The organism is Sodalis sp. RH21, assembly GCF_047324175.1.
Lineage (GTDB): Bacteria > Pseudomonadota > Gammaproteobacteria > Enterobacterales > Enterobacteriaceae > Acerihabitans.
Genome location: NZ_CP178732.1, coordinates 5,196,894 through 5,223,330, shown reverse-complemented (window position 1 = coordinate 5,223,330; position 26,437 = coordinate 5,196,894). Strand labels below are relative to the sequence as shown.

Below are 26,437 nucleotides of genomic sequence, written 5' to 3'. Positions count from 1 at the left end.
TGGAAAGGGGTAGATTAAATACCAACGCAGGCGCAATCAGTAAACAAACGACATTGTTTTTGAAATAGAAATTATTTTTTAAATAATGCTAAGCCTGTGTTCCATAGAGTATGCGATAAAGGCTCTGAAGTGGTAAAATATTCGCGATTGTAATGTTGAGTTTGTGTGAAAAGCAGACGTCGCGAATGAAGTAAGGCACTGAAATACAGCTTTACCATCGCATCGGGGTTTGTAAGTTGATAGCGCGATAATGTAAGGCCTTGTAGTTTGTAGTGAATATTCGCGATTGTGGGCTATTGTAGATGAGTAACCAGCTAATTGAGAATTTCGCGAAGAAAGTACGGCCTTGTAACAAAAGTATATATCGCGATGGGGGATGTACTCAGTCGGTCGATTCGTTCCCTGACTGATTAACATAGCGAAGTGCCGGGATAATCCCGAGTTCTTAAATATATCATTTTGTAAATATACCGGAGGAATGTTCGTTATAGATACTCAATGTTTCCGTTATGACAAATGTACATCATGTGAAGTTTGCTATACTCACTGAAGTTATGAATGTTAAACCTTAAAACCGTAGCACCCTAAAAGCCCTGACCTCAACGTCAGGGCTTTTTTCATTGGCGCGTGGCGCAGGGGGCATGTGATTGACCTTGCCGGGATAAGGGTTGATAAAACCGGATAACGCCAACAATTGGAGATAGGAGGATTGCGCGGTCATGGGCACCATTTTCGGTGTAGCGGCCATAAAAGCATGCCAGTGCGCGTCGATGAGGCCGGTGGAAATATGCGTTGTGGTATTGCCCGTGACCAAAACGTTGGCGGGGCCGGACAGGGAATCGCCTTTGCCGTCGAAAATGCGTACATGCTGGAATAACACGGGCGGGCTGTTAACGACCGGGATGGCCGGCGCGGGGTCGAAGGACAGGTTATCCCCCTCGTCGGCCATGCCGGGTGGGCATAGCCCTCCGGCCGGCGGCGACCGCCCAGGCGAAGAGCAATAAGGTATCGCAAAGCTTAACCGGTAAGTTAACCTTGACTGATTTTTCTTTTATCAGGTAATTAAATTTATCTCAAACATCAGATATGGCAAAAGCCCAATAAAATAGCGGGCTTATAGTGTAAATGCTGCGAAGTCCCCGCGTGTTTTTTTATGGTTTTGGGTATTTCTCCGCGTGCCGATAAAAGACTGCGCACCGGGGTGATAATAGCGGCAAAATCAGCTTTACGCTAAATGGCCATTGTTTCAAGATGGTTGTCAATCCACCCTTCCCGATAACGAAAATAAGGATAGGTTATGTCAGAATCACAACAAGAGGCGCAGAAAAGCAGGATTGCCCTGGTCACCGGTGCCGGCAGCGGCATCGGCCGAGCAGTGGCCCTGGGATTGTTGCAGGACGGTTTTACCGTGGTCGTGGCGGGGCGCCGGCAGGAACCGCTGGACGCGCTCGTCGAGACGGCCCGGGCCGCGGGTCAGCAGGCCCTGGCGGTGGCGACCGATGTACGGGAACCGGCAAGCGTAGCGGCGCTTTTCGCCAGGATAACCCAGGAGTACGGACGGCTTGACGTGCTGTTTAACAACGCCGGCGTGAATGCTCCCGCTGTGCCGATGGACGAGCTGCCCGTGGAAACCTGGCTCAATGTTGTCGATACGAATATCACCGGCGTTTTCCTGTGCGCGCGGGCCGCGTTTGGCCTGATGCGCAAACAGGTCCCCCAGGGCGGCCGGATCATCAATAACGGTTCGATTTCCGCGCATACCCCCCGGCCATTTACGTCCCCTTATACGGCGAGTAAGCATGCCGTCTCGGGCATAACCAAAAGCATTGCGCTGGACGGCCGCGCATTTAATATCGTTTGCAGCCAGATTGATATCGGCAATGCGCTGACCGAGTTATCTCAACGGATGCAAAAAGGGGTGCTCCAGGCCGATGGCCATGTCGCGCCGGAGCCCATGGTCGATGTAAAATATATAGCGGATGCCGTACGCCATATGGCGTCATTGCCGTTGTCGACCAATATTCTCAGTATGATGGTCATGGCCAGCAATATGCCGTTTGTCGGCCGGGGATAACCCGCCGCCGGCCCCGGCTGGACGGGGCAATGATCCTCTCCCGCCAGCGAAAATTCCGCTACGCGTGAATGGATTCGCCAATCAAAAACCCCCGGAGGTCTTGATGGCGTTAGGGAGCCGTTCGTTGGCGACATTGTCCATCATGCTGCCGTATATCCCTCCGGCAACGCTCCCTATACATAATCCGGCGATAGTGGACGCGCCAATCCAGAGCCGTTCTTTTCGGATATGCAGGCCCATGATATTGCAGGCATTAACTAAGTTGTGCATGGCTAGCCCCGCGAATAACCCGCTCAGCGTCCCGCCGATGGCGCCGGCAAAGACGCCTGTATGCACAGAGCGATAAAGCAGATGTGGCGTGCCGCCTTCTTCATTTTCCGACACGCTGTTTATATTACGCGCCGAGGTTGAGATAATGTCGCTTGCTATTATTGCCGATCCCACGGCCACCGTTGCATATACCAAGGCTTTACCCAGTGAATGCGCTAGAACGGCCGGCGAGTTGGATATGCGCTCCAGCTCATTAGCCATCAAGCCGTGGCCATGGTTGCCGCCGATGGGATAACGAATCTCAGCGGAGTGGGCCTCCGGAACATAGAAATTGATCGCCGGGCTCACCGGATAATAACGTGAATTTGTTTCTTGCATAAGTCATCATCATTAAAAATAAAAGATTAATGTAATTGGAATATTATTCATGTTCCGTCAAAAAATTAATTTATATTAACCTGCCGCCAAGCACAACGTGAATTCGCATTATTGACTTGTTCGTTTACCCACAATTAATTGCAAGAAGAAAGTATTAATTTTTCGCCGCGCCAATGCGCAGGCTAATGCTAATTAACGATATATTTTTATCCTCGGCGGCAGGATATAAGCATGATTTTCCAGGCGGGCCGCTTGACGCCGGATCGGGCCCGGACGCGGGGGGCGCGCAGCGCGCTATTTTTCTGAAATCCGCCGGGCTGCGCACTAAAAAGTAGAATTGTGCGCCGCCGCTATATATAACTGAATGCTAAGGTTGGCAATAATTCGCATAACAGGGGGTGCCTATGTTAACGCTGCGACAGCTTCGCCATTTCATCGCGGTAGCCGAGGCCGGTTCCATTTCCGGCGCGGCCCAGGCGACCTTTGTCGCCCAGTCCTCGCTGACCCTGGCGGTGCAGCAGTTGGAAGAGGAACTGGTGGCGCCGCTGTTTGAACGCCACGCCAAAGGCATGACGCTGACCCACCAGGGGCACCAGTTCCTGCGTCAGGCCAACCTGATCCTGGCCACCGTCGAGAATGCTAAATTCAGCGTAAAACAAGGGATGGAACGCCTGAGCGGCAACCTGACGCTCGGCGTGACCAGCCTGGTCTCGGGTTATTTCCTGGTGGATATGCTGACCCGTTTCCGTGCGTGTTATCCCGCTGTCACCGTGCGCATTATCGAGGATGAACGCCGCTATATCGAACATCTGCTGGTCAACGGCGAGATTGATATCGGCGTGCTGATCTTAAGTAATCTGGAAGATCGCCATGCCCTGCAAACCGAAGTGCTGGTTAATTCCCCTTATCGCCTGTGGCTGCCGCCGCTGCACCCGTTGCTGGATCAGGAAGCCATTACCTTAAGCGACGTTGCCGCCTGTCCGCTGGTGCAGCTTAATGCCGATGAGATGGAGCGCCACGCCCGGCAAATATGGGCCGGGGCCGGCCTGCATCCCACGATAGTTATGCGCACCGCATCCACCGAAGCGGTGCGCAGCATGGTGGCCGCCGGCCTGGGCCTGTCCATCCAGCCGGATATGGCCTATCGCCCCTGGTCGCTGGAAGGCAGCATGATCGAGGCGCGGCAGCTTGCGGATCTTAATGAACACCTGAATATCGGTCTGGCCTGGCGGCGGGGCAATAGCCGGCCGGAGCTGGTTACGCCTTTTCTGGCGCTCGCGCGGGAAAAAACGCCGGTCCGCAAGCCATCGGTTTAGTCGAACGAGGCGTTCGTTATTTAGAATTTGTCGCTGGGCCACCGCTGGGGATAGTCTCGGTTAATCTGCTGTGTAGATAAGTTGTTAACTCCCGAGCCATCACCAGAGGGTTACGCCTTGACTGACTCCCTGTTAACCGACATCCCGTGGCTAAATTATATCAATGGCGCAACCGTCGCCGGCGAGGGCGCCGCGGAGAATATCATCAATCCCGCCACCGGCGAGATTATTCTGACCTTGCGTGAAGCCGGCGAAGAGCAAGTTACTGACGCGGTAGCCGCCGCCCATGGCGCATTTCGCCAGTGGTCGGCCACCACCCCGGCCCACCGGTCGGGCGTGCTGCTGGAGATCGCGGCGGTGATCGAACGGTACGGGCCTCGGTTGGCCGGGCTGGAAGCCCTGAACTGCGGCAAACCGCTGCACCAGGCGTTAAATGACGACATCAGCGCCGCCGCCGACGTGTTCCGCTTTTTTGCCGGCGCGGTACGCTGCCAGCAGGGGCAACTGGCCGGGGAATATACGCCGGGGCATACGTCTATGCTGCGCCGCGACCCTCTCGGCGTAGTGGCCTCCATTGCGCCGTGGAATTACCCGTTGATGATGGCCGCCTGGAAAATCGCCCCGGCGCTGGCGGCCGGCAATACCCTGGTATTCAAACCCTCCGAACATACCCCTTTGTCCATTCTGGCCCTGATGTCCCGGTTGGACGGCTTGCTGCCGGCCGGCGCGATCAATGTGATCTTCGGGCGGGGCGAAACCACCGGATCGGCGCTGATCAATCATCCGCTGGTGCGCATGATCTCGGTGACCGGCGATACCGTAACCGGGCAGAAGATCCTCCAGGCCGCGGTTAGCGGGATCAAGCGCACCCATCTGGAGCTGGGGGGCAACGCCCCGGTGATCGTTTGCGATGACGCGGATCTGGCCGAGGTGGTGGCGGGCATCCGCCGCTACGGTTACTACAATGCCGGCCAGGATTGCACCGCCGCCTGCCGGGTGTATGCCCAGGCCGGTATTTATGCGCGGCTGGTGGACGCCCTGGGGGAAGCGGTGGCCGGCCTGCGGTTTGCCCGGCCGGACGATGGGGAAAACGATCTTGGCCCGCTGATTTCCGCGCGCCAGCGCGACCGGGTGGCCAGTTTTATCGAACGCGCGCTGGAACAGCCGCATATTTCCCTGATCGCCGGCGGCAAGCCGCACGACGGCCCCGGGTTTTACTATCCGCCGACCCTGCTGGCCGGTTGCCGCCAGGACGATGAAATCATCAAAAAAGAGGTCTTCGGCCCGGTGGTGAGCGTGACCCGTTTCGAGGATATCGGGCAGGTACTGGAATGGGCCAACGCGTCCGAATACGGGCTGGCGTCGTCGGTCTGGACCCGGGACGTCGACCTGGCCTTTTATCTGGCATCGCAATTGCAATATGGCTGTACCTGGATCAATACCCATTTCACCCTGGTCAGCGAGATGCCGCACGGCGGCCTTAAAGGCTCGGGGTATGGCAAGGATCTCTCCGGCGAGGCGTTGCAGGAGTACAGCGTGGTGCGTCACATCATGGCCAAATTCAATACCCGTTTTCCCTTCCGGCCCCCCCGGTAATTCCTGGCGCCTTGGCGCCGCTCGGCGTAGCCCCGGGCCTTAAACGTATGACAGGAGACAGGCAATGAAGAAGTTAACGCAGGTAAGTGCTGTATGCTTTAGCGTGTTATGCGCCGCCGGCCTGGCCCGGGCTGCCGATCTTCCCAACCAGTTGGGCAAAAGCGAAGGGCAGGTGGATATTATCGCCTGGCCGGGGTATATCGAACGCGGCCAGACCGATAAACAATATGACTGGGTGTCAACCTTCGAGAAGGAATCCGGCTGCCAGGTCAATGTGAAGACCGCCGCCACTTCCGATGAAATGGTGAGCCTGATGGCCAAGGGCGGTTACGATCTGGTGACCGCCTCCGGGGATGCGTCGCTGCGCCTGATCGTGGGCAAACGGGTTCAGCCGATCAACACGGCGCTGATCCCCAATTGGCATTTGATTGATCCGCGGCTGATTAACGGGCCATGGTATAACGTCGACGGCAGAACCTACGGCACGCCCTACCAGTGGGGTCCCAACCTGCTGATGTATAACACCAAAGTTTTCACCACCGCGCCGGATAGCTGGTCGGTGGTATTCGAACCGCAAAACCTGCCGGACGGCAAAAGCAATAAAGGCCGGGTGCAAGCCTATGACGGGCCGATATATATCGCCGACGCGGCGCTCTACCTGAAAAGCGCCCGGCCGGAGCTCGGTATTAAAGATCCCTACCAGCTTGATGAAACCCAATACCAGGCGGTCCTGGCCCTGTTAAAACAGCAACATCCGTTGGTGCATCGCTACTGGCACGATACGTCCGTGCAAATGAGCGATTTTAAAAATGAAGGGGTGGTGGCGTCCGGCGCCTGGCCTTACCAGGCGAACGCGCTGGCGGGGGAAGGGCAGCCCATCGCCACGGTGATTCCCAAGGAGGGCGTGACCGGCTGGGCGGATACCACCATGCTGCATAGCGGCGCCGCGCATCCGAACTGCGCCTATCGCTGGATGAACTGGTCGCTGGAGCCGAAAGTCCAGGGGGATGTCGCCGCCTGGTTCGGATCGGTGCCCGCAGTGCCGGAAGGGTGCAAGGCCAGCACGTTGCTGGGGGGCAAGGGATGCGAAACCAACGGTTTCAGCCAGTTCGATAAAATCGCCTTCTGGAAAACGCCGACGGCGAAATGCGACAGCAGCAACGGCGGCCAGTGCGTCTCTTATAGCCGCTGGACCCAGGATTATATCGCCATGATGGGCGGCCGCTGACGCAAGGAGATAACCATGAGCAGCGCGGTGACTTTAGTCGACGTTTCACGCCGTTTTAACGGCGTACCCGCAGTGGACGGGGTGTCGCTGGATATTCCCGACGGGGAGTTTTTTTCCCTGCTGGGGCCGTCCGGGTCGGGCAAAAGCACCTGTCTGCGGCTGATCGCCGGCTTTGAGCGGCCCGACGGCGGCGCCTTATATCTGCACGGTGTGGATACGGTAAACCTGCCCCCGTACCAGCGGGACGTGAATACCGTATTCCAGGATTATGCGCTGTTTCCGCATATGTCGCTGCTGGATAACGTGGCGTATGGCCTGATGGTTAAAGGCGTGGGGCGAACCGAACGCCTGGCCCGGGCGCAGGCGGCGCTGCGGCGGGTGGAACTGGGCGACGTGCATAACCGCAAGCCGGCCCATCTGTCCGGCGGCCAGCGCCAGCGGGTGGCGCTGGCGCGCGCGCTGGTCAACGAACCGCGGGTGCTGTTGCTGGACGAACCCCTGGGCGCTTTGGATCTTAAACTGCGCGAACAAATGCAGGGGGAGTTGAAAACCCTGCAACGCCAGTTGGGCATTACCTTTGTTTTTGTTACCCACGATCAGGGGGAAGCGCTTTCCATGTCGGATCGGGTGGCGGTATTCAATCGCGGGCGCATCGAGCAGGTGGATACCCCGCGCCAGCTCTATTTGCATCCCCGAAGCCGCTTCGTAGCCAACTTTGTCGGCAGCGCCAATGTGATCGGCGGCGAACTGGCCCGCGAACTGACCGGCGAAAACGGCGTATTCGCCATTCGGCCGGAATTTGCCCGCCTGCTTACCGCCGGCCAGCCGGCGGCGGACGGCGAGGTATCCGTAAGCGGCGAACTGGGCAATGTGCTGTTTCAGGGCGCGAGCACCCGTTACGAACTGCTGCTGGCGGGCGGCGCCCGTTTTACCGTCTGCGCCACCAATCCGGTACGCCCGTCCGGCGACGAAGACTTGCCCCTGGGCCAGCGACTGACCGTCGCCTGGCCGCGTGCCGCCATGACCGCGTTGGCGGAGTAAGGAGAATGGTCATGAGCCTGCAGCCGCAACCACAGCCGCAAGCCAGCCGGCCGGAGCGCTCTTCCGCCGGACGCGGCCTGGCGACATTTTTTTACCGCCGGCCGACGCTGTTTTTGCTTTTGCTGCTGTTGCCGCCGCTGATGTGGTTCGGCATCGTCTATCTGGGGTCGCTGCTGAACCTGCTGTGGCAGGGGGCTTATACCTTTGACGACTTCACCATGACGGTATTGCCCGATCTGACCACCGCCAATCTCGCCGCGCTATTCAACCCCGCCAACTACGATATTATCCTGCGCACCCTGGCCATGGCGGCGGCGGTTACGCTGGCCAGCGCGCTGCTGGCGTTTCCCATCGCTTATTATATGGCGCGCTATACCTCCGGCCGGGGCAAGGCGTTTTTTTATATCGCGGTGATGATGCCGATGTGGGCCAGCTATATCGTCAAAGCCTATGCCTGGACCCTGCTGCTGGCCCATGACGGCGTGCTGCAATGGTTTTTGCAGCACCTGGGATTGCAATCGGCGCTACAAGCGGTGCTGGCCGTGCCGGGTATCGGCGGCAGTACGCTATCCACCTCCCATCTGGGGCGTTTTTTGGTGTTTGTCTATATCTGGCTGCCGTTTATGATTTTGCCGATCCAGGCTGCGCTGGAGCGCTTGCCCCCTTCGCTGATGATGGCGTCCGCCGATCTGGGCGCGCGTCCGGACCAGACGTTCCGGTATGTGGTGCTGCCGCTGGCGGTGCCGGGCATCGCCGCCGGTTCGATTTTTACCTTTTCGCTGACCATGGGCGATTTTATCGTGCCGCAGCTGGTGGGGCCGCCGGGCTATTTTATCGGCAGCATGGTCTATGCCCAGCAAGGGGCCATCGGCAATATGCCCATGGCGGCGGCCTTTACGCTGGTGCCCATCGTACTGATTGGTATTTACCTGACGCTGGCCAAACGCCTGGGGGCCTTCGATGCACTCTGACCGCGCGCCGCTGGCGCTGAAACTGGCCGCCTGGGGCGGACTGGTATTCCTGCATTTCCCGCTGCTGATTATCGCGGTGTATGCGTTTAATACCGAGGACGCGGCCTTTAGCTTTCCGCCCCGGGGTTTTACGCTGCACTGGTTCAGGCTGGCCGCCGGGCGTGCGGATATTCTCTCCGCCCTGTGGTTATCGCTGCAGGTGGCCTGCCTGGCCACCGCCATCGCCCTGATCTTGGGCACGCTGGCCGCCGCCGCCCTGTACCGGCGCGATTTCCTGGGCAAGCAGGCCATTACCATGATGATGATCCTGCCCATCGCCCTGCCGGGCATTATTACCGGTATTGCCCTACTGTCCGCGTTCAAGGCGCTGGACGTGGCGCCGGGGTTATTGACCATCGTGATCGGCCATGCCACTTTTTGCGTGGTGATAGTGTTTAATAACGTGATTGCCCGGCTGCGCCGGATCTCGCATAGCCAAATCGAGGCGTCGATGGATTTGGGCGCAGACGGGTGGCAAACCTTCCGTTATGTGGTGATGCCGGGGCTGGCGTCCGCCATGCTGGCCGGGGGGATGCTGGCATTTGCGCTGTCGTTTGACGAAATTATCGTGACCACCTTTACCGCGGGCCACGAACGCACGCTGCCGCTGTGGCTGTTGAATCAGCTGGGCCGGCCGCGCGACGTGCCCATTACCAATGTGGTTTCCCTGCTGGTCACGCTGGTGACCATGCTGCCGATCCTATGGGCCTATTACCTGACCCGGGGCGGCGAGGACGTGGCGGGCGGCGGTAAATAACCCGGCTGTATAACCGGCTATGACGTCGGCTGAAGGCCGGCATTATCAATAAGGAACAGACTATGCATGACCAATTATTGATTGATGGCAAGGCGGTGACCGGGGCGGGCAAACCGACGGCGGTGGTCAATCCGGCCACCGGGGAGACCCTGATTACCATCAATGAGGCCAGCCTCCAGCAAATCGACGCGGCGGTGCTGGCGGCGGATCTGGCGTTTGACAGCTGGGGGCAAACGACGCCCAAGACCCGCGCCGGCCTGTTGCTGCGGTTGGCCGATGCCATCGAACAGCACGGCGAGGCCCTGGCGCGGTTGGAGTCGTTGAATTGCGGCAAGCCCTATCACTGCGTCATCAATGATGAAATTCCGGCGGTGGCGGATGTGTTCCGGTTCTTCGCCGGCGCCAGCCGCTGCCTGTCCGGCAGCGCGGCCGGGGAATATCTGGAAGGGCATACGTCAATGATCCGCCGCGACCCGCTGGGGGTGATCGCCTCCATCGCTCCCTGGAATTATCCGCTGATGATGGCGGCCTGGAAGCTGGCGCCGGCGCTGGCCGCCGGTAACTGCGTGGTGTTCAAGCCAGCGGAACAGACGCCGCTGACCGCCCTTTACCTGGCGCAGCTGATGGCGGATATCTTTCCCCAGGGCGTGGTCAATGTGCTGTTCGGCACCGGCGGCGAGATGGGCGATGCCCTGACCGGCCATGAGCGCGTACGCATGGTCTCGCTGACCGGATCGATTGCCACCGGCGCGCATATTCTGGCCCATACCGCCGGCGGCGTTAAAAAGACCCATATGGAGCTGGGCGGTAAAGCGCCGGTGATTGTCTTTGATGACGCCGATATCGCCGAGGTAGTGGACGGGGTCAGGACCTTCGGTTTCTATAACGCGGGACAGGATTGCACCGCCGCCTGCCGGCTGTACGTGCAGCGCGGGGTGTATGACGAACTGGTCGAGTCCCTGGGGCGCAGCGTGGCCACCCTTAAAACCGGCGATCCGGCGGATGCGCAAACCGAACTGGGGCCGCTTATTACCGCCGCCCATTTGCAACGGGTGACCGGGTTTGTCGACCGCGCCAAGGCCTTGGGGCATATCCGGGTGATTACCGGCGGTTCGCCCATCGACGGCCCGGGGTTTTATTTCGCTCCCACCGTGCTGGCCGATGCGCGCCAGGAGGACGAAATCGTCCAGCAGGAGGTGTTCGGGCCGGTGGTGACCGTCACGGTATTCGACGACGAGGCGCAGGTCATCCGCTGGGCCAACGCTTCGCAGTACGGGCTGGCGTCATCGGTCTGGACGCGGGATATCGGCCGGGCGCACCGGGTCGCCGCCCGGTTGCAGTACGGCTGTACCTGGGTCAATACCCATTTTATGCTGGTCAGCGAAATGCCCCACGGCGGGCAAAAACTTTCCGGTTTCGGTAAAGACTTGTCGATGTACGGGCTGGAAGATTATACCGCGGTGCGTCATGTGATGATTCGCCATTGATTCCGTGTTATTAATTGCGCGCTTTTAAACCCATAATGGAGAATGATGGCAATAAATTTATTGCCATCATTCTCCATGTTTGCTATAAAAGTCTGCGTTAAAAAATTACCCACTCTTTATATATGATATATGCTGCTTTTTTTGCACTTATTTGATGCAGTAGCGATCAATAATGGTGCATGCTATCTTTAAAAATTATCCCGCTTTATTAATTTTCAGCACTTCGTCCCGCACAATCATATTATTACTGTTTTAATACTGCCGATAAAAATAAAAGTAACTTTTTATTCTGAAACGACATGCCTGGTTACAGTTGGCCCGGGGGCTGCATCAGTCAAAGGGATATCATATGATATCTCCCTCCAAGGAGCTCATTTTGACTCGTGCAACTGCAAACCTCACCCCGCTGGAATGTACCCGGCAAGCGCTGAAATGGATTGAAAAAGAGACGCTGACCCATGATGAAATGGTTAGCTTGAATAAAGAAGTTATCAATAATTTTAAAGAATATGTGAATCCTGGTTTTCTGGAATATCGGAAATCGGTCACGGTAGGCGGGGATTACGGAGCCGTAGAATGGCGGGCCGGCGGACTTAATACGCTGGTCGACACTCAGGGCAGGGAATATATCGATTGCCTGGGTGGTTTTGGTATTTTTAACGTAGGGCACCGTAATCCAAAAGTTATTTCCGCCGTCGAAAAACAGCTCGCCAAGCAGCCGCTGCACAGTCAGGAATTACTCGATCCGCTGCGCTCATTGCTCGCCAAGACCCTGGCGATGGTGACGCCGGGTAACCTCAAATACAGTTTCTTCAGCAACAGCGGCACCGAATCCGTCGAATGCGCCCTTAAGCTGGCTAAGGCTTACCAGTCGCCCCGCGGCAAATCCACCTTTATCGCCGCCGCCGGCGCGTTTCACGGTAAAACCCTCGGCGCCCTGGCCGCCACCGCCAAAGCCACTTTCCGTAGCCCGTTTATGCCCATGTTGCCGGGGTTCGAGCACGTGCCGTTTGGCGATATCGCGGCGATGCGCCAAAGGGTCTATCATTGCCGGGACACCGGCGCGGACGTGGCGGCCATCCTGCTTGAGCCTATCCAGGGGGAGGGCGGCGTGATTATTCCGCCGGTGGGTTACCTGAGCGCGGTGAGGGCATTATGCGACGAAGTGGGGGCGTTGCTGATCCTCGACGAAGTCCAGACCGGCATGGGGCGTACCGGCAAAATGTTCGCCTGTGAACACGAGGGCGTCCAGCCGGATATCCTGTGCCTGGCCAAAGCCCTGGGCGGCGGCGTGATGCCAATCGGCGCCACGGTGGCCACCGAAGAAGTGTTTTCGGTGCTGTTCGATAATCCTTTTTTACATACCACCACGTTTGGCGGCAATCCGCTGGCCTGCGCCGCGGCGCTGGCTACCTTCAACGTGCTGCTCTCCGAGGATTTGCCGGCGCAGGCCGCGCAAAAAGGCCAGATACTCTTGCAGGGTTTTGCCGGCCTGGCGGCGGCTTATCCCGAATTTATCGTTGAAGCGCGGGGCCGGGGGTTGATGCAGGCGCTGGAGTTCCGGCGCAATGATATCGGTTATGCCTTTTCCCAGGGCATGTTCCGCCATCAGGTGCTGGTGGCCGGTACCCTGAACAATGCCAAGACCGTACGTATTGAACCGCCGCTGACCATCACGCTGGATTATTGTCATCAGGTGCTGGCCGTCGCGGAACGGGTGATGGCCAAGATGCGCGGCAAAGAACCGGCCAGCTATAAGCTGCCGGCACAGGTGATTGCGGCGCCGGCGCGGTTAATCGCTTAGCGACAGGTAAGGGTTACGCCGATACGGGCAGCTATGGTTTTCATGGTGGCGGAACAATGGCTGTCCCGTATCAAATGCGATGAGCTGCCGGAAAATAGCAGATCGCCTGGTTGGACCCTACTGGAATCGGGATATGCCATTTCAAAGGCAGGGCATGAGTAATAAATCCTCCTTCCGTGGGAACCGTATATCCACCCTCGTCCTTGTTTTTATTGCGCGCCATGAGTTATCTTCCCTGCCTCCTTTTTTGCTGCTGCTATAACGTTGCTTTGTATCAAAACGCTTATCCTTAATGGGCGAAAATCTTCATCCAGAGCGTAGCGGGGATGACGTAGCGCGGGGGAAAACGAGGGCCGAAGGTCAAACCCGCGTTTGCCCAGGCCTCGCGTGGGGGCCTGGGCAAGGTTATATTACGGGGCAAATCGCGGGGTTGAAGGAACGACTATTTCAGCCGACGGGCATTACCTGGCGGCCCAACTGCTCATTAACCACTTCCGCCATGGCCAGATAAATGGCGCTGGCGCCGCAAAACAGCCCGACATAACCGCCGGTCACGATGATATCGTGGTTACCGGTGATGTTGCCGGCGGCCAGCAGCGCGAACAATGCGGTCAGGCTGCCGAAGACGATTTGCAGGCCGCGGCCGGCGTGCAGGGTGCCGAAAAACATAAACAGCGTAAAAATGCCCCATAACCCCAGGTAAACGCCCAGGAACACGGCGTCGCTGGCCTCGGCCAGCCCCATGCGGGGCAGCAGCAAAATGCCGACCAGGCTGAGCCAGAATGCGCCATAGGACGTAAACGCCGTCGTACCGAAGGTGTTGCCGTGTTTATACTCCATGATGCCGGCGATGATTTGCGCTATACCGCCGTAAAAAATACCCATACTGATAATAATCGAGGTCAGGGGAAAAAAACCGGCGTTATGCAGGTTTAGCAAGACGGTGGTCATCCCAAAACCCATTAATCCCAGCGGGCCGGGGTTCGCCAACTTGTTGGTATGCATATATCCTCAGCAGAAAAAGGCCAAATGAAGTGGATTGATTATCCAATAACTCCCCGGCGGCGGAGGTGAATTCCCCGCCCGATGATGAGCTGCGGCATCATAATGATCTTACCCGGCCGAAACAATGATATAGATTATTGCAACGCGGTATTTGATGGCTTTTTTCAGGCGTGCTGAAAAAAAGGTGCGCCGAAGCGCACCAGCGATCTGCCAAATATCAGCAGTATCGGGATAACGTCACCCCTTGCCTTTTACGCTGCTGATAAATGTTTGCCGCGCCGACGTCGATCCCAGCCGCTCCGCTTCGTTAAGCAGTTTTAGCGCCTTGTCGATATTACCGTCGTTCACCGCCTGTTTAATGGCCCGGTTAAAATAGCCTTCGGTTTCGTTCAGCATTGGCGCGGCCGGTGCGGCCGGTGCGGCCGATTCGACGGGCCGGGCCGCTGTGGCCGCCGGCGCGCTGTTGCCCACGATGACCGGCGTCGTGTCCTGCGGGAACAGTACCTGCCCTATGGTGATATTGCCGCTTTTTTGTTCCGCCACTACTTTTAGCCGGATGGTGCCGTCCTGGCTATGATGGGCAATGGGATCGGGAATAGCCGGCACCGCGTTGCCCACGCCCTCGGCAAAGGTTTTGGCCGGATTAGCCATCGTGGTGGTGGCCAGCAGATCCTGGCGGGTCGTGTAAATCAGCAGATAAATTTGTTGCTGGCCCAAGGCCGGAGTCAGCTTCATTTTGCCTTCCAGCCGATCGAGGGACATGATTCCGGGCTTTTCGTACGGGAAGTAGCCGCTGGGGTAGAACGCCGCGGGGCGCATTTTTTCGTCCAGCACCAGCACGTTCGGGGCATAGACCGATAGACCGTTGGCCAGGCTGCTCAGGGTGATTTCCAGCGAACCGCGGTTGGCCGGCAGGGATACGGCGGCCACCGGGCCGGTGATATCGCCCTGGAGGATGCGCGGCGACGCGCTGTTTAATACCAAATCCTGATTGACCGGCGGCATCAGCGGCTGCCAGGTCAGTTGGCGCAGGGTGGACATCGGGATTACCGGCGCCACGGAGACGTCCTGCGGCGTGATCAAGCTTTCCGCCTGCGAAGCCGCGGGCAGGATGGCGCTCAGTGCGGCCATCAGGCACAGGGAAAGTAATTTTATTTTCATTATTATCGCCTTATCAGCGTGATGAGCGGCGGGCAAGCGCCAGGCAAGTAGCTCATGCCCGCCAAGTACTTATCCGTTGCCTCCCGACCCGCGCGGGCAAGAGGCATCAGACTTTATTTCCACCAGGCTTCCATTTGCACGCCGAAGGACATTTCGTTGTCGTTGCCGCGGCTAAAGGTGGTCGTATTGTTATCCCGGTAAGCGATGCCGTTGGCATAGCCCGCGTCGTTGTTGCCGTAGCCCCATTTTTCATTCCACTTGGCATACGTGGCGAACAAACGGATAGCCGGACGGGCAAAAATGCTGTCGCCCGCCTGCCACTGCTGGGCCAGGGTGATTTTGTACTGATCGTTGCGATCGCTGGTGCGCTGGGATTTGACGTTGTCATAACCCACTTCCAGCAGGGTGCTCATGATTGGCGTCCATTTGTACATCGGGCGTACGCCCACGGTGTACCAGGTGGTGCCGTTATTATTGTCGCGGTCGATATCCTGGAACATACCGACATACATCATTGCCCACTTGTCGTTGAAGTCCAGGCCGCCATGGTCGAGCACGCGGATCATATGGCCGTCGTTATCCACGTAGGAGCCGTGCGGACGACCGGTATTGTCGGTGGTCATGGCGTCCGTCGCGTATTGCACGACAAATTTGTTAAAGCCGTTGCCGATACTTTGGGTGTGTTCCACCGTGGCCATCGCACCGTCTTTGGTTGCGCCGTCAGCCAGGCTAAAGTGATCCTGGACGTTGGCCCGGCCATAGTCGACGCCGAACTCCAGCTTGCCGCCGGGGTTGGTTTCCAACTCGGCGATACGCACGTCATAGATGTCGTTGATGGTCGGCACTTGATTGAGCTGGTTGTCGATATAGCCATACGAACCGCCGGCTTCGCTGTTGCGGGTGACCGCCAGCGACAGTTTGCCGAAGCCCAGATCGATGTTTTCCAAACCGGCGCCGGGACCGGAAACGTCCCAGTAGTAAAAGTCGATCATATGAACGTCGTGACGTTGATAGAATCGTTTACCGGCCCACAGCGTGGAGCCAGGCGCCCAGTCGATAATATTTTTACCCTGGACGTTCACTTCACGGAAGCTCGGTTCCAGCTGCTCGTCGTCATTGCGTTGCGAAACGGAATAGCCGACGTTGGTATCGAAATAGAAGCTGCGATCGCCATCGCGCCACAGCTCCTGGCCTAACTTAAGTTCGGCGTAGGTTTCGCACTCGTTACCGAGACGATACTTACTCGAAGCACCGGTGGCTTTGAAGCATTGCTGTTCACCGCCGCTACCGGTCCAGCCGATACCGGAACGGGCGTAACCGCCAAAATCCACCGCCATCGCCTGAGCGGAGACCGCACCGGCGAGGATAGCCACTGACAAAGGTAATATGCGTAGGTTAGTCATTATTTTCTCCAGATTATTATTGCCTGCGAGCAGGCAGACTCATACGCCCGGTTCCTGATGTAACCGACGGCAGGCGCTACCATCCTCTCGGAATAAATGGCAACGCTCGGGCGGCAGGCCGATAGCGAATATGGCACCCTCATTCACTAGCACCACGTCGTTCTGGCGATACACCAGATCGAGGCGAATGGAGGGAATTTGTATATGGATCAGGGTTTCATACCCCAGTTGCTCAACCACCTGGACTATGCCTTGCAGCAGCACGTCCGCAATGCTGCTCAGCAGCAAATGCTCCGGCCTGATGCCCAGCGACATATTGGCCCCGACCTCCACCCGGCTGCTGTCCACCGGCAGCCACACTTGCTGGCCGTTGGGCAATTCAACCTGTACCTGATCAATGGCGATGGCGGTCACTTTTACCGGCAGAAAATTCATCTTCGGCGAGCCGATAAACCCGGCCACGAAACGGTTGGCGGGGTAGTGATACAGTTCCAGCGGTTTGCCGGTTTGCGCCACGCTGCCGGCGTTAAGCACCACGATCGTATCCGCCAGCGTCATGGCCTCGGTTTGATCGTGGGTGACATAAATCATCGTGCGCCGCAGGCGTTTATGCAGGCGTGAAATCTCGATGCGCATCTGTACCCTGAGTGCGGCGTCGAGATTCGACAGCGGTTCATCCAGCAAAAACACCTGGGGTTCGGCCACCAGCGTCCGGCCGATGGCGACGCGCTGGCGCTGCCCCCCTGATAGCGCCTTGGGGCGGCGGCTCAGCAGATGGCCGAGCTGGAGAATGTCCGCCACCTGGTTTACCCGGCGATCGATTTCTTCCTTTTTGACCCCGGCGAGTTTCAGGCCGAAGGACATATTGCCCGCCACCGACAGGTGGGGATAAAGCGCATAGGACTGGAACACCATGCCCACTCCGCGCTCGGCGGGGGGGATATCATTCATCCGGCGGCCGTTGATATGCAGCTCTCCGGAGGTAATATCCTCAAGTCCGGCAATCATTCTCAGCAAGGTGGATTTGCCGCAGCCCGACGGCCCGACAAACACCACGAACTCTCCCTCGCCGATATCCAGGTTGATATCGCTGGAAATCACATTGTCACCGTAACTTTTGCAGACATTGCGCAGGGCCACGCTTGCCATATGCACTTCCTTTCCCACTATCTACGCCGCGTTGTCCGACGGCGGGTCGGCATCAAGTGTCGGCAAGTGTGAGTGAAATGCGGGGGACGTAAATCATCCGGTCCGTTTTTTTTCAAGGGGGAGGCGGCGGGAGGACGGGAAAACTTTTTTCGGGCGCCGTCAGGCGCCGTAACGCTAAAAGCGTGATGCCGGCGACAAATATGCAGCATGTTTTATGTGGTATGGACCGCAAATTCCCCCGGAGTGTTAAAGCGGTCACAGTCGGGCCGCCAGGGGCGTAGGGAGGGGGAGGATGAGGCCGCCGGCGCTTATGCGCACCATGTCCGTTGAAAAAGAAGGTCTGCTAACAGAAAGGATGGAATTATGCTTGCCATGAAATCCGCTATACGCATTCTGACACTTTCCGCCGTAATGTCGGCGATGATCTGCTCTTCGGCGTTTGCCAAAATCGAGGAAGGCCGGCTGCTTATCTGGATCAACGGCGATAAGAGTTATAACGGCCTGGCCGAGGTCGGCAAGCAATTCGAACAGGATACGGGCATCAAAGTCAGCGTCGAGCATCCCGATAAGCTGGAGGAAAAATATCCCCAGGTGGCGGCGACCGGCGACGGCCCGGATATTATTTTATGGGCGCACGACCGGTTTGGCGGTTATGCCCAGTCCGGCCTGCTGGCGCAAGTGACTCCGGATAAAGCCTTCCAGGAAAAGCTGTTCCCCTTTACCTGGGACGCGGTGCGTTATAACGGCAAGCTCATCGGTTATCCCATCGCGGTGGAATCCCTGTCGCTGATTTACAATAAAGACCTGATCGCCACCCCGCCGACCACCTGGGAAGAGATCCCGGCGCTGGATACCCGACTGCGCGCCAAAGGTAAAAGCGCCATTATGTGGAACCTGCAGGAACCCTATTTTACCTGGCCGATTATCGCCGCCGCCGGCGGTTATGCGTTTAAACCGGAGAACGGCGGGTACAGCGTCAAGGATGTGGGGGTCAATAACGCCGGCTCCGTGGCCGGGCTGCAATTTATCGTCGATTTGATCAAAAACAAGCATATCAGCGCCGATACCGACTATTCCGTTGCCGACGCCGCCTTTAATAAGGGGCAAACGGCCATGACCATCGACGGCCCCTGGGCGTGGGGCAATCTGGAAAAAAGCGGCGTTCACTATGGCGTAGCGTTGCTGCCCACCTTCCAGGGTAAAGCGTCGAAACCGTTTGTCGGGGTACTGAGCGCCGGCATTAACGCCGCCAGCCCCAATAAAGAACTGGCGAAAGAATTTTTGGAAAATTACCTGCTGACCAAAGACGGCCTGGATGCCATGAACAAAGACAAACCCCTGGGCGCGGTGGCGCTGAAAAGCTACCAGGCCGAGCTGGCCAAGGACCCGCGCATCGCCGCGACCATGGATAATGCCCAGCGCGGGGAGATCATGCCGAACATTCCGCAGATGAGCGCCTTTTGGTATGCCGAGCGCAGCGCGGTGGTTAATGCCATTAACGGTAAGCAAAGCGTCCAGCAGGCCCTGGATGGAGTAAAGGACCGGATTACCAAATAAACCCGTAACCATCGGGCGGCGAAGCGCCGCCCGATGCGTGCCGCGGCGGCGAATGGCGCGCCGGTGGCCACCGATGTACAGGAAAGGTTATGACAGTCATTGATCCCATCATACCGTCCCGCAAGCGAACCGGCTGGTGGCGAAAGCCGCCGGTGAAGTGGCTGGCCGTGGTTTTTTCCGCCCTGTCGATCGCCTGGCTGGTGATACCGATGTATGCCCAGGGCGAATATCTGTTCGCCATGATGACGGTGATCCTGGCCAGCGTGGGATTGACTATTTTCGCCAACGCCCGGGCCTATGCATGGCGCTATGTTTATCCGGGGCTGGCGGGGGTCGGGCTGTTCGTGCTGTTTCCGCTGATCTGTACCATCGCCATCGCGTTTACCAACTACAGCAGCACCCATCAATTGACGTTTGAACGCGCGTCGGCGGTGCTGCGCGAACAGCAGCTCTTATCGGGCAAACCCTATGCATTCGGCCTGTATGCGGCGGGGCCCGCCTGGCAACTGGTATTAACCGATCCCGGCAGCGGCGCGCTGCTGGTTTCATCCCCCGTGCGTCTCGACGGCGAGTCGGAACAAACCCTCCCGCTGATCGACACCGACGCCGCGCCGGCGGGGGACCGCGCCCTGCTGCGCGCCGTGACTCAGCATCGCCAGGCCTTGAGCCGCCTGACGCTGCAATTGCCGGACGGTCAACGGCTGCGTATGAGTTCCCTGCGGCAGTTTTCCAGCCTGGAGCCGCTCTATACGCCGGGCGGGCAAAACAGCCTGATCCATAGCCAGACCGGGGTGGTCTACCGGCCCAATCCCGCTACGGGGTTTTATCAAGGGATCGGCGCCGGCGGGCAGTTTACCGGCGACGTGCTCACCCCCGGTTTTACCGTTCCGGTGGGGTGGAAAAACTTCCTGCGGGTCGTACAGGATCGGGGAATTCAGCAACCGTTTTTATGGATTTTCATCTGGACGATCGCGTTTTCCCTGCTGACGGTGATCTTGACCGTGGCGATGGGCATGGTGCTGGCCTGCGTGGTGCAATGGGAGGCGCTGAAAGGCCGCGCCGTCTACCGCCTGCTGCTGATTTTGCCCTATGCCGTGCCGTCGTTTATCTCCATCCTGATTTTCAAGGGGCTGTTCAACCAGAGCTTCGGCGAAATCAACCTGATGCTGCATGCCCTGTTCGGGATTCAACCCGGCTGGTTCAATGACCCGGCGCTGGCCAGGCTGATGCTGGTGGTGGTCAATACCTGGCTGGGGTATCCCTATATGATGATCTTGTGCATGGGGCTGCTGAAATCCATCCCGGATGATTTATATGAGGCCTCGGCCATGGACGGGGCGGGGCCGCTGCAAAACTTTTTCTTTATCACTTTGCCGCTGCTGATAAAACCGCTCGCGCCGCTGATGATTGCCAGTTTCGCCTTTAATTTTAATAATTTCGTCCTGATCCAGTTGCTGACCAACGGCGGGCCGGATCGCCTCGGCACCACCACCCCGGCCGGTTATACCGACCTGCTGGTAAGTTATACCTATCGGATCGCGTTTGAAGGGGGCGGCGGGCAGGATTTTGGCCTGGCCGCCGCCATCGCCACCATTATTTTCTTGCTGGTGGGGGGGTTGGCGGTGCTTAACCTGAAAGCCATGCGCCTGAATACGGATTAAGGGGAACAACGATGGCCATGGTACAAGCCCGTTCGCGCTATCTGCGGTTAGTCCTGACGCATCTGCTGCTGCTGGGGCTTATCGCCATGATTATTTTTCCGCTGCTGATGGTGCTGGCCATTTCGCTGCGGGCGGGCAACTTCGCCACGGGCAGCCTGATCCCCGAGCATATCTCGCTGGACCATTGGCGGCTGGCGCTGGGGTTCAGCGTGCAACATCCCGACGGCAGCACCACGCCGCCGCCGTTCCCGGTGCTGTGGTGGTTATGGAATTCGGTGAAAGTGGCCGCAATTACCGCGGTGGGCATCGTTACCTTGTCCACCACCTGCGCCTACGCGTTTGCCCGCATGCGGTTTCGCGGTAAAAACAGCCTGCTCAACGGCATGCTGATTTTCCAGATGTTCCCGGCGGTGCTGTCGCTGGTGGCGCTGTATGCCCTGTTCGATCGCCTGGGGCAATACCTGCCGTTTATCGGCTTAAATACCCATAGCGGCGTGATTTTCGCTTATATGGGCGGTATTACGCTGCATGTCTGGACCATCAAAGGCTACTTCGAGACCATCGAAGGCTCCCTGGAGGAAGCCGCGGCCATCGACGGCGCCACGCCCTGGCAGGCGTTCCGCCTGATCTTGCTGCCGCTGTCGGTGCCGATCCTGGCGGTGGTGTTCGTGCTGTCGTTTATCGCGGCCATCACCGAGGTGCCGGTGGCGTCGCTGCTATTGCGCGATGTGGACAGCTACACCCTGGCGGTGGGGATGCAGCAGTACCTGAATCCGCAGAATTATCTATGGGGGGATTTCGCCGCCGCCGCGGTGCTTTCCGCCATTCCGATTACCCTACTGTTTTTGTTGGCCCAGCGCTGGCTGGTAAGCGGTCTTACCGCCGGGGGCCTGAAAGGTTGACGTCATTTTGGCTGTAATTGCGTATGTTCGGTGTTCGTGTCTGTGTCTAAGTCCCGCATTTTGGCGACCTCGTGTCGCCATTTTTTTTGCCCATCTTCCGCGTTAAGTACCGTCAGGTCCTCGCCAATCACCATGCAGCCGTGGCGCTGGCTTTCCAGCGCCAGGATCGCCAGCAGATCGTCCAGCGGATAATACACATACGCTCCCAGGGCGGCCGGATCGCCCCGCGGTATCCACCACAGGCGCAGCAGCGACATCACGTGATCGATGCGCAGCGCGCCGCAGCCGCGCATATTCGAACGCAGCAGATCGATAAACGGCTGATAGCCACGGGCGAACAGCACCTTGGGGTCCATGGGCGCCAGCCCCCAGTTTTGCCCCTGCGGCCCCAGAATATCCGGCGGCGCCCCCACCGAGGCTCCCAGGCAATACAAGCCGGGGTCGTTCCAGGTTTCGGCGCCGCCGTCGCTTTCGCCCACCGCCAAATCGCGGTATAAACCGATGGGCATGCCCATCTCGCGGCTGAGCGCGTAGCACTGCGTGAATTGCCGGTCGGCCAGCCACTGTAGCCAGAGATAAAATTCCACTTCCAGGGGATAACGCCGGCAAAACGCGCCCACCGCCGCGCCCTCGGCGATGCGGTAGTCTTGCGGCCACGCCTGCCAGCCCGAAAACGCGGGGTCCTGCGCCAGCAAATGCGCATGCAGCGCATCAAACACGCCCTGGCCGCGCAGGCTTTCACCGCCGCGCAGCCTGAAATCGTCAAAGTCCGCCCGCTGGCCGTCAGCCGGGGGGCGCAGCAAAAACTGCTGCCAGGCCAGGCGCAGCGCCGTCATCTTCAACCGCGCCACCCGGGGATAATCCACCTGGTCGGCGGCGCGCACCTCGGCAAGGGTTTGCCGCACGTCCGCTTGCCGCCGCCACCGCTGCGCCGCCGGGCTGTGCTGGAAATCCTCAATATCGTTCACATCGATATATAACGTATTCAGCCAGCGCCGCGACGACGGGCTGTAGGGACTGGCGTTGTCCGGCAGCGCCGGATAAAGCGCATGAATCGGATCAAGGCCGATAAAGGCGCCGCCGCGCCGCGCGACGTCCCGCACCATGGTTTTTAGATCGCCGGTATCGCCGATGCCCCAATTGGCGGCCGAACGCAGCGTATGGAGCTGGACGCAGGTTCCCCACAGCTTGCGCCCGGCGGTTAAAGCCGGCGGCTGATAATAGCGTTCCGGGGCGATAATCACCCGGCAGTGCCACGTATCCTTCCCCTGGGCGAGGAACAACAGATGGTAGCCGCACGGCAAAGCGGGCGGCAGCGCCAGCGCCTGGCCGGCATTTACCGCGCCGCGGTGGATTTCGCCCTGTTCGGTCATCAGGCGCCAGCGATACCCGCCTTGGCCCGCGGGCCGCAGGGCCGCCGGCTCATCCTGGCGACGCACGAATACCTCGGGCACCGGAGACGGCGGCGCCTCGGGCGATCCGGTCCGGTTTCCCATGACGGCCAACAGACGCCGCAGGATCTGCGGCTCAATGGTCTGCCGCTGGCCGCTGGCATTAATATATTCCGCGCCGATGCCGGCCCGGGCGGACAGTTGCTCCAAACAGGATGGTTCCATTCGCCCCTCCGGCGCCAGGTTGCGTGGTGCGCATCGCGGGCGCCGACCAGCCCCGCCCGCGTGCGGTTGATAGAGTTATCCGCAACTATCATGACGTCGGCGTTTAGATTCCTCATCCTCCCGATGGCCAGTTAAATAGGGATGAGCGGCAAGGCGTAGTTAAAATTGTGACAGGGCGCAATTTAACAAAATGGGAAATGGATAACCTTGGGCAATAATTAGTTACATTATCATTACATTGGTTTGCATTAGTTTGCCCTTTGTTTCGCAGCATCAGGATAATAAGAAAATTCATGTTAATCCCATCGAAACTCAGACGGCCGGTGAAGCTGAATAACACCGTTATGCGTCAGCGCTTACTCGATCGTTTATCCGCGGCGGCCAATTATCGTCTGGCGTTGCTCACCAGTCCCGCCGGTTATGGCAAAACCACGCTGGTGGCGCAGTGGGCGGCGACCAGGCAGAATCTGGGGTGGTATTCACTGGATGAAAGCGATAACGAACCCGAGCGGTTCGCCAATTATTTTGTGGCGGCGATCCAGGAAGCGACGGGGGGGCATTGTCTGCGCAGCGAAGCCCTGGCGCAAAAACATCAATATGCCACCCTGGGGTCGCTGTTTGACCAATTGGCGATGGATTTATCCAACTGGGCCACGCCGGTATTCGTGGTCATTGATGATTTCCATCTGATTACCAACAATGTGATCCACGAGGCCATGCGCGGGCTGCTGCGTCACCAGCCGGAAAATCTCAAGCTGATTTTGCTCTCGCGCAACCTGCCGTCGCTGGGGATCGCCAATCTGCGGGTACGCGATCAATTGCTGGAAATCGGCAGCCAGCAATTAGCCTTTAACCATGAGGAGGCCAAGCAGTTTTTCGACTGCCGCCTCGGCATGACCATTGAATCCCAGGACAGCGATCGGTTGTGCGACGAGGTGGCGGGCTGGGCGACGGCGCTACAGCTGATTGTGCTCTCCTCCCGGCAGTCGGACACGCCGGCCAGTAAAACCGCCCGGCGGCTGTCCGGCATCAATGCCAGCCATTTATCCGATTATCTGGTGGATGAAGTGCTCGACCGGGTCGACGCCGCCACCCGCCGTTTTTTGCTGCGCTGCTCTTTGCTGCGCTCCATGAACGATGTGCTGATCGATCGTCTCACCGGCGAAGGCAACGGCCAGCAGCGCCTGGAGCGGACCGAGCATCAGGGGCTATTTATCCAGCGCATGGATGATACCGGCGAGTGGTTCCGCTTCCATCCGCTGTTCGCCAGCTTCCTGCGCCAGCGCTGCCAGTGGGAGCTGCCGGCGGAGTTACCCGAAATTCACCGCAGCGCCGCCGCGGGCTGGCTGGAATTGGGCTATCCGGCGGAAGCTATCCACCATGCGATGGCGGCCAACGATCTGAATCTGATATGCCAGATTCTGCTGGAGAATGGCTGGACGCTGTTTAATCACGGCGCACTGGCGCTGTTGGATCGATGCCTGAAACATGTGCCTTATGAGGTGCTGATCCTGCGCCCCAGGCTGGTGCTGCTCAAAGGCTGGCTGGCGCAAAGCCAGCACCGGTGCGGCGAAGTGGCGAACTTACTGGCCCACGATAAAGCGGAGATGGCCGCGCGCAAGCTGGATATTTCGCCCTGGCTGCTGGCGGAGTTCAATGCCCTGCTGGCCCAGGTGGCGATTAATACCGGCAAGCCCGATGAAGCGGAAACCCTGGCGGCCGAAGCGCTGCGGTTTTTGCCGCAATCCAATTACAACGGCCGCATCGTCGCCATGTCGGTGACCGGCGAAGTCGCGCACTGCAAGGGACGGCTGACCTATGCCTTGTCCATGATGCAGCAGACCGAGCAGATGGCGCGCCAGCGCGGCGTATGCCATTACGCCCTGTGGGCGTTATTGCAGCAAAGTGAAATCCTGATTGCGCAGGGATATTTGCAGGCCGCTTATGAGATTCAGGACAAAGCTTTTGAACTGGTGGGCGAACAGCATCTGGAACAACTGCCGATGCATGAGTTTTTGCTGCGTCTGCGCGCGCAATTGCTCTGGTCCTGGGCGCGTCTCGATGAAGCGGAACAGGCCGCCAATGCCGGCGTCAAGGTGCTGGCCAACGCCGAGCCGTCGCAGCAGTTGCAGTGCGTGGCCCTGCTGGCCAAAATCGCCCTGGCGCGCGGCGATTTCGACAACGCCCGCCGCCATTTGCACCGCTGCGAAAACCTGCTGGGCGGCGGGGAATACCATAGCGACTGGATTACCAATGCCGATAAGCCGCGGGTGATGTATTGGCAACTCACCGGCGATACCGCGGCCGCCGCGCACTGGCTGGATCAGACCGTGAAACCGGATAATGTGGATAACCATTTTTTGCAGGGGCAGTGGCGCAATATCGCCCGCGCCCAGATCCTGCTGGGGCAGTATGATGAAGCGGAAGTGGTGCTGGATGAATTAAATGATAATGCCCGGCAACTGCATCTGGTCAGCGACCTTAACCGCAATCTGTTGCTCAATAATCTGATCTATTGCCGAACCGGGCGTAAAAGCGATGCCCAGCGGGTATTGATCGAGGCGTTGTCGCTGGCCAACCGCACCGGTTTTATCAGCCACTTCGTGATTGAGGGCGAAACCATGGGCATCCAGCTGCGCCAATTGCTCCAGCTGGATGTGCTGCCGGAGCTGGAGCAGCAGCGCACCCGTCGTATTTTGCGCGATATCAACGCCCATCACCGGCATAAATTCGCCCATTTCGACGAAGATTTCGTGCGACAGCTGTTGCATCATCCCCAAGTGCCCGAGCTTATCCGCATCAGTCCCCTGACCCAGCGCGAATGGCAAGTGCTGGGCCTGATTTATTCCGGCTATAGCAATAACCAAATCGCCGGCGAACTGGACGTGGCGTCCACCACCATTAAAACCCATATCCGTAATCTGTATCAGAAACTGGGGGTGGGGCAGCGGCAGGAAGCGGTGCAGCAGGTGAAAAAAATGCTGGAAATGATTGGCTACGCGGTATGAAGCGCGCCGGGTAA

Annotated in this window: 19 protein-coding genes and 1 pseudogene; 13 read left to right on the top strand and 7 right to left on the bottom strand. The window is 58.4% G+C overall.

The window, feature by feature from the left end; translation table 11 throughout:
• Nucleotides 1–568 precede the first annotated feature (568 nt).
• On the bottom strand, nt 569–949 hold the full coding sequence (locus ACL2XP_RS24115) for a hypothetical protein (protein WP_413735890.1): 381 nt from the start codon (nt 947–949) through the stop codon (nt 569–571).
• Nucleotides 950–1,297: 348 nt separating this feature from the next.
• Here ACL2XP_RS24115 and ACL2XP_RS24110 point away from each other — a divergent pair, with 348 nt between their 5' ends.
• Nucleotides 1,298–2,074 carry an SDR family oxidoreductase gene (locus ACL2XP_RS24110; protein WP_413735889.1) on the top strand — a complete coding sequence of 259 codons (777 nt, stop codon included), beginning with the start codon at nt 1,298–1,300 and terminating at the stop codon, nt 2,072–2,074.
• 81 nt (nt 2,075–2,155) lie between these two features.
• Here the strand turns inward: ACL2XP_RS24110 and ACL2XP_RS24105 are convergent, their stop codons facing one another.
• Entirely contained in the window at nt 2,156–2,722 is a 567-nt protein-coding gene (locus ACL2XP_RS24105; protein WP_413735887.1) for a hypothetical protein, read from the bottom strand.
• A 404-nt stretch (nt 2,723–3,126) separates the two neighbouring features.
• Here ACL2XP_RS24105 and ACL2XP_RS24100 point away from each other — a divergent pair, with 404 nt between their 5' ends.
• The 8 genes from ACL2XP_RS24100 (at nt 3,127) to ygjG (ending at nt 12,961) form a co-directional block, all read left to right on the top strand.
• Nucleotides 3,127–4,038 (top strand): LysR substrate-binding domain-containing protein, encoded by a 912-nt coding sequence (locus tag ACL2XP_RS24100; RefSeq protein ID WP_413735886.1) that lies wholly within the window; start codon nt 3,127–3,129, stop codon nt 4,036–4,038.
• A gap of 117 nt (nt 4,039–4,155) precedes the next feature.
• Nucleotides 4,156–5,634 (top strand): gamma-aminobutyraldehyde dehydrogenase, encoded by a 1,479-nt coding sequence (locus tag ACL2XP_RS24095; RefSeq protein ID WP_413735885.1) that lies wholly within the window; start codon nt 4,156–4,158, stop codon nt 5,632–5,634.
• 64 nt (nt 5,635–5,698) lie between these two features.
• Nucleotides 5,699–6,862, top strand: a complete 1,164-nt coding sequence (gene ydcS / locus ACL2XP_RS24090) for a putative ABC transporter substrate-binding protein YdcS (protein WP_413735883.1) — start codon at nt 5,699–5,701, stop codon at nt 6,860–6,862.
• 15 nt (nt 6,863–6,877) lie between these two features.
• Entirely contained in the window at nt 6,878–7,903 is a 1,026-nt protein-coding gene (locus ACL2XP_RS24085; protein WP_413735881.1) for an ABC transporter ATP-binding protein, read from the top strand.
• Between the two features lie 11 nt (nt 7,904–7,914).
• A complete protein-coding gene (locus ACL2XP_RS24080) occupies nt 7,915–8,874 on the top strand; it encodes an ABC transporter permease (RefSeq protein ID WP_413735879.1) in 960 nt (319 codons plus the stop codon).
• Entirely contained in the window at nt 8,864–9,670 is an 807-nt protein-coding gene (locus ACL2XP_RS24075) for an ABC transporter permease (protein ID WP_413735878.1), read from the top strand. Before ACL2XP_RS24080 ends, ACL2XP_RS24075 begins: the two co-directional genes overlap by 11 nt.
• 62 nt (nt 9,671–9,732) lie before the next feature.
• Entirely contained in the window at nt 9,733–11,157 is a 1,425-nt protein-coding gene (gene patD, locus ACL2XP_RS24070; protein ID WP_413735877.1) for an aminobutyraldehyde dehydrogenase, read from the top strand.
• 376 nt (nt 11,158–11,533) lie between these two features.
• A complete protein-coding gene (ygjG, locus tag ACL2XP_RS24065) occupies nt 11,534–12,961 on the top strand; it encodes a putrescine aminotransferase (RefSeq protein WP_413735876.1) in 1,428 nt (475 codons plus the stop codon).
• Between the two features lie 447 nt (nt 12,962–13,408).
• On the opposite strand, the gene satP is transcribed toward ygjG, so the two are convergent.
• The 4 genes from satP to malK form a co-directional block, all read right to left on the bottom strand.
• Complete coding sequence (gene satP, locus ACL2XP_RS24060) at nt 13,409–13,966, bottom strand: acetate uptake transporter (protein WP_413735875.1); 558 nt, start codon at nt 13,964–13,966, stop codon at nt 13,409–13,411.
• A gap of 237 nt (nt 13,967–14,203) precedes the next feature.
• Nucleotides 14,204–15,127 (bottom strand): maltose operon protein MalM, encoded by a 924-nt coding sequence (malM, locus tag ACL2XP_RS24055; protein WP_413735873.1) that lies wholly within the window; start codon nt 15,125–15,127, stop codon nt 14,204–14,206.
• Between the two features lie 113 nt (nt 15,128–15,240).
• Nucleotides 15,241–16,530: a maltoporin gene (locus tag ACL2XP_RS24050; protein WP_413735871.1), complete on the bottom strand. Its 1,290-nt coding sequence runs from the start codon at nt 16,528–16,530 to the stop codon at nt 15,241–15,243.
• A 39-nt stretch (nt 16,531–16,569) separates the two neighbouring features.
• Nucleotides 16,570–17,679: a maltose/maltodextrin ABC transporter ATP-binding protein MalK gene (gene malK, locus ACL2XP_RS24045; RefSeq protein ID WP_413735870.1), complete on the bottom strand. Its 1,110-nt coding sequence runs from the start codon at nt 17,677–17,679 to the stop codon at nt 16,570–16,572.
• A 363-nt stretch (nt 17,680–18,042) separates the two neighbouring features.
• Here malK and malE point away from each other — a divergent pair, with 363 nt between their 5' ends.
• The 3 genes from malE (at nt 18,043) to malG (ending at nt 21,799) form a co-directional block, all read left to right on the top strand.
• Nucleotides 18,043–19,236 (top strand): maltose/maltodextrin ABC transporter substrate-binding protein MalE, encoded by a 1,194-nt coding sequence (malE, locus tag ACL2XP_RS24040; protein WP_413735868.1) that lies wholly within the window; start codon nt 18,043–18,045, stop codon nt 19,234–19,236.
• Between the two features lie 89 nt (nt 19,237–19,325).
• Nucleotides 19,326–20,897 (top strand): maltose ABC transporter permease MalF, encoded by a 1,572-nt coding sequence (gene malF, locus ACL2XP_RS24035; RefSeq protein ID WP_413735866.1) that lies wholly within the window; start codon nt 19,326–19,328, stop codon nt 20,895–20,897.
• Nucleotides 20,898–20,908: 11 nt separating this feature from the next.
• Nucleotides 20,909–21,799: a maltose ABC transporter permease MalG gene (gene malG, locus ACL2XP_RS24030; protein WP_413735865.1), complete on the top strand. Its 891-nt coding sequence runs from the start codon at nt 20,909–20,911 to the stop codon at nt 21,797–21,799.
• 50 nt (nt 21,800–21,849) lie between these two features.
• Here the strand turns inward: malG and malQ are convergent.
• Nucleotides 21,850–23,415: pseudogene (gene malQ / locus ACL2XP_RS24025) on the bottom strand (4-alpha-glucanotransferase); the annotation flags it as partial.
• Nucleotides 23,416–23,708: 293 nt separating this feature from the next.
• Here malQ and malT point away from each other — a divergent pair.
• On the top strand, nt 23,709–26,423 hold the full coding sequence (gene malT / locus ACL2XP_RS24020; RefSeq protein WP_413735863.1) for an HTH-type transcriptional regulator MalT: 2,715 nt from the start codon (nt 23,709–23,711) through the stop codon (nt 26,421–26,423).
• Nucleotides 26,424–26,437 lie beyond the last annotated feature (14 nt).

What these genes read in the sequence shown, in the direction of transcription:
- malE (WP_413735868.1), top strand. Translation starts at nt 18,043, where the DNA reads ATGCTTGCCATGAAATCCGCTATACGCATTCTGACACTTTCCGCCGTA.
- ACL2XP_RS24105 (WP_413735887.1), bottom strand. Translation starts at nt 2,722, where the DNA reads ATGCAAGAAACAAATTCACGTTATTATCCGGTGAGCCCGGCGATCAAT.
- ACL2XP_RS24100 (WP_413735886.1), top strand. Translation starts at nt 3,127, where the DNA reads ATGTTAACGCTGCGACAGCTTCGCCATTTCATCGCGGTAGCCGAGGCC.
- ACL2XP_RS24085 (WP_413735881.1), top strand. Translation starts at nt 6,878, where the DNA reads ATGAGCAGCGCGGTGACTTTAGTCGACGTTTCACGCCGTTTTAACGGC.
- malK (WP_413735870.1), bottom strand. Translation starts at nt 17,679, where the DNA reads ATGGCAAGCGTGGCCCTGCGCAATGTCTGCAAAAGTTACGGTGACAAT.
- ACL2XP_RS24075 (WP_413735878.1), top strand. Translation starts at nt 8,864, where the DNA reads ATGCACTCTGACCGCGCGCCGCTGGCGCTGAAACTGGCCGCCTGGGGC.
- malF (WP_413735866.1), top strand. Translation starts at nt 19,326, where the DNA reads ATGACAGTCATTGATCCCATCATACCGTCCCGCAAGCGAACCGGCTGG.
- malT (WP_413735863.1), top strand. Translation starts at nt 23,709, where the DNA reads ATGTTAATCCCATCGAAACTCAGACGGCCGGTGAAGCTGAATAACACC.
- malG (WP_413735865.1), top strand. Translation starts at nt 20,909, where the DNA reads ATGGCCATGGTACAAGCCCGTTCGCGCTATCTGCGGTTAGTCCTGACG.
- patD (WP_413735877.1), top strand. Translation starts at nt 9,733, where the DNA reads ATGCATGACCAATTATTGATTGATGGCAAGGCGGTGACCGGGGCGGGC.
- ACL2XP_RS24080 (WP_413735879.1), top strand. Translation starts at nt 7,915, where the DNA reads ATGAGCCTGCAGCCGCAACCACAGCCGCAAGCCAGCCGGCCGGAGCGC.
- ACL2XP_RS24050 (WP_413735871.1), bottom strand. Translation starts at nt 16,530, where the DNA reads ATGACTAACCTACGCATATTACCTTTGTCAGTGGCTATCCTCGCCGGT.
- ydcS (WP_413735883.1), top strand. Translation starts at nt 5,699, where the DNA reads ATGAAGAAGTTAACGCAGGTAAGTGCTGTATGCTTTAGCGTGTTATGC.
- satP (WP_413735875.1), bottom strand. Translation starts at nt 13,966, where the DNA reads ATGCATACCAACAAGTTGGCGAACCCCGGCCCGCTGGGATTAATGGGT.
- malM (WP_413735873.1), bottom strand. Translation starts at nt 15,127, where the DNA reads ATGAAAATAAAATTACTTTCCCTGTGCCTGATGGCCGCACTGAGCGCC.
- ACL2XP_RS24110 (WP_413735889.1), top strand. Translation starts at nt 1,298, where the DNA reads ATGTCAGAATCACAACAAGAGGCGCAGAAAAGCAGGATTGCCCTGGTC.
- ACL2XP_RS24115 (WP_413735890.1), bottom strand. Translation starts at nt 949, where the DNA reads ATGGCCGACGAGGGGGATAACCTGTCCTTCGACCCCGCGCCGGCCATC.